Source organism: Bifidobacterium leontopitheci, assembly GCF_009193355.1.
GTDB classification, from domain to species: domain Bacteria; phylum Actinomycetota; class Actinomycetes; order Actinomycetales; family Bifidobacteriaceae; genus Bifidobacterium; species Bifidobacterium leontopitheci.
Genome location: NZ_WBVT01000073.1, coordinates 1 through 3,538, shown reverse-complemented (window position 1 = coordinate 3,538; position 3,538 = coordinate 1). Strand labels below are relative to the sequence as shown.

2 protein-coding genes are annotated in these 3,538 nt (G+C 63.6%); one reads left to right on the top strand and one right to left on the bottom strand.

Features of this window, described 5'->3' with window-relative positions:
• The first annotated feature begins 413 nt into the window (after positions 1–413).
• Positions 414–1,883: an amino acid permease gene (locus F7D09_RS10940; protein WP_152235515.1), complete on the top strand. Its 1,470-nt coding sequence runs from the start codon at positions 414–416 to the stop codon at positions 1,881–1,883.
• Between the two features lie 395 nt (positions 1,884–2,278).
• Here F7D09_RS10940 and F7D09_RS10935 read toward each other — a convergent pair whose 3' ends face one another.
• The gene (locus F7D09_RS10935; protein WP_152235514.1) at positions 2,279–3,316 is read right to left on the bottom strand and encodes a hypothetical protein; all 1,038 of its coding nucleotides are present in this window, start codon (positions 3,314–3,316) and stop codon (positions 2,279–2,281) included.
• Positions 3,317–3,538 lie beyond the last annotated feature (222 nt).

Sequence of the window (3,538 nt, the reverse complement as noted above, 5' to 3'; positions counted from 1 at the left end):
GGGCGGGGTCAAGGGCCTGTCAAGAGGGACGGAAACCCCGCATAACGGACCGTACCCGTAGCCGCCGCACGAGTACGGTCGGTTAAGAATTCCCAACAAAACGTACCCAAACCAACCGCTCCCAGTACGGTCGGTTAAGAATTCCCAACGAAACGTACCCGTAGCAGCCGTACGAGTACGGTCCGTTAGAAAATCCCAACGGAACGTACCCGTAGCCGCCATACGAGTACGGTCCGTCAAGAAATCCCAACAAAACGTACCCGTACGCGACCGTACGAGTACGGGCGGTCGCGCGAAGGCGGTCGGCAAGCCGGTAGTATGATACGGTGGCCGCGCAGGCGCACGGACGCACGGGCAGCAAGGCCGGATCAACGAAGCCGGCCATGAAACCGCAGGATCAAAGGAGTCGTCGCATGGACGAAGCGAACGGTCGGATGACGCAGCAGCCGACAACCACCGAGCCGACACTGCGCAAATCGCTGAAAAACCGCCACGTGCAACTGATCGCGCTGGGCGGGGCGATCGGCACCGGACTGTTCTACGGGTCAAGCGACTCGATCTCGCTCGCCGGACCCAGCGTGCTGCTCGCGTACCTGATCGGCGGGCTGGCGATCTTCATGATCGTGCGCGCGCTGGGCGAGATGTCGGTCGAGGACCCGCGCGCGGGCGCGTTCAGCTACTACGCGAGCCGCTACTGGTCGAAGCGCGCCGGATTCGTGAGCGGCTGGAACTACTGGTTCAACTACATCCTCGTGTCGATGGTGGAGCTGAGCGTAGTCGGCACGTTCGTCAACTACTGGTTCCCGGCGATCCCGCGATGGGCGTCGGCGGCGGCGTTCCTCGTGGTGATCGGCGCGGCGAACCTGCTGGGCGTGAGCAAGTTCGGCGAATTCGAGTTCTGGTTCGCGATCATCAAGATCGCGGCCGTGATAGCCATGATCGTCGGCGGGCTGGCCGTGGTGGCGATGGGACTGCCGACGGCGCTGCCCGGAGTGAAGGCGAGCTTCGCGAACCTGTTCACCGTGGACGGCGGGCTGCTGCCGCACGGGCTGATGACGCGCGGCGCTGACGGCACGTGGACGGGCCTGCTCATGGCGCTCGTCGTGGTGATGTTCAGCTTCGGCGGCACCGAGCTGATCGGCATCACCGCAGGCGAAACCGAGGACCCGCGCCGCACGATCCCGCGCGCCACGAACGGCATCATCTGGCGCATCCTCGTGTTCTACATCGGCGCGCTCAGCGTGATCATGGCGGTCGTGCCATGGGATACCATCGACGGCACATCCAGCCCGTTCGTGCAGATCTTCGACTCGGTAGGCGTGCATGCGGCGGCGGGAATCCTCAACTTCGTGTGCCTTACCGCGGTGATGAGCGTCTACAATTCCGGCCTGTACGCGAACTCACGCATGCTGTTCTCGCTGGCCCGCCAAGGCAATGCACCGGCCGCGTTCGGACGGCTCAACCGGCATGGTGTGCCGGTCGCGGGGGTGCTCGTATCGGTCGCCGTCACCGCGGCCGCCGTGGTCGTGGTGTTCCTGTGGCCGGATTTCGCGTTCAACTATCTCATGTCGATCGCCACGATCGCGGGCATCATCAACTGGTCGATGATCATGGTGACTGAAGTGCACTTCCGTCGGCGGGTCGCCGCGGGCGACGGGCCGGGCGAGCTCGCCGGACTGCGCGGCGAGGAGGCGCTCGGGCGGCTGCGGTTCAAACTGCCGTGCGCACGCGTCATGCCCTACGTGGTGTTGGCGTTTCTGGCGATGGTCGTGGTGCTCATGTGCTTCTCGGACGGATACCGGGTGGCGGTGATCGCCGGCGTGATCTGGCTGGCGGTGCTGCTCGCCGCCTATCAGCTCACGCAGGCGCGAAAGCGTGCGTGAGACGCCAGCACGCTGTAAAAGCGCGCGAGTCCGAGTGCCGAATGCCATCAATCATGGTTCCTGGCAGTCAAGGTCTGTGCCGGCAGGCCTCATAGGGCGGCTGTCTGATATCAATCGTCGCGTCATACCGGTGGCAAACAGCCGGATGGCAACGTCACGGTGCCGCTCAGGACTTCTCACCGCTGCTCACCGCGTATCGCCGTCGACGGCTCACCCCTTCACCCGGTTTTAGCTTGTTTTGAGTGCCATTCCGGAGTAGACGGGCATGGGGCGGAGTAGCACGCGCATCTCCCGCTAATCGGCTATTGGAAAATGGCGGTTTTTGGGGTGTCGATATCAGCAAATCCACGTCGATACTTGATCAGACGCCCGCCTACTCCGGAATAGCCCTCAAATCAGGCCGATTCGCGTCCACGCGACTGCCGGTTCGACACGCATGAGCCTTTGGAGAGCCGTTTCCCCTCCCAGGTCACGGGCTGATTGCGAAAATACCGGTCAAGCTGACGGTTTTCCATCCCGATGGCACGATACTGGCGACGGCAATCGGCAAGCTTCTCCACGGGAATGCACGGCAACGCCCTCACCGATGTATCGAGCGCCTTGGAGAACAGGCGGGCAATATCATCCGCGAGCGCATCCCGCGACTCGGGAGTGCGCAACCGGCCTTTGGTGACCTCCATGACCTCCCAACCGTCGCTTCTCCAACCGCCGCGTTTCTCTTTGTCATGCTCGCCCTGCCGCGCATCGGTCATATGGAACATGCCATCGTATTCGAGAATCACCCGCAACTCCTCATACACCACATCACCATGCCACGAACGCCCGCGCGAGACGATTTCCCGGTTCACGTCCCCCGATCCGAGACCACGGCATGCCGCCAGCAAACGCAGTTTGGTCTCATACGATGAATCTGTGTCCTCACGCATCAGCGGGATGGCGGCGATCAGCTTGGCGCGGCCGGGGAAACCGCCGTGATACGCGACAAACGCGATGACCGCCTCCTTGGTCGTGTGCTTCTGGGCGCCACGCCGCATCATGCAGTCGCCGAGAATCACCAGTTCGTAGAGGTCCAGCACCGACGCCATTTGCGCGAGCGCCAGCTCCGGGGAGACCACGCCGAAATCCGCAGCCGCAGCCGACGTCTCCTCCATCAGCAACGCCTCGTCCACCACGTGCAGCCGCACCCCCTTCAATGCCCTGCGCTGAGCGTTCGACCCGACTGCCACATGCATCGCAGCCGCGTCGAATCCGGCCCGGAATCGCTCCGGCACCTCAATGCCGAGCAACTTGAGCGCCGATACATGACTGGCGACGAGCGGCAAGCCGGTCCGACGCGACAGATCATGGAACCGCGCATATTCCTGCGCCTGAGCCTCGGCCAGCTGCCGTTCGGCGATGAATCCGTGCAGGCCGGCCCCATCCATCGCCTGCAAACCGGAGGACGGTTGCCCCTCCCTCACCGCGTCAGCGCCGGCCGTGCCTGTGGCGCTCGTCAATCCGTGATTCTGCTTCATGATCGAACCCTATGCCAGTCCGGCCGCAGATTCCAGCTGCGCGCATGCCTTTTTGTGTAGTCTCGGCCAGCCCGTGCGCCGCCGCGCCCAGATCGTGTCGCGCGAGGAGTGCGCCATCATGGCCGAGCCCACGAGACATCT

What these genes read in the sequence shown, in the direction of transcription:
- F7D09_RS10940 (WP_152235515.1), top strand. Translation starts at nt 414, where the DNA reads ATGGACGAAGCGAACGGTCGGATGACGCAGCAGCCGACAACCACCGAG.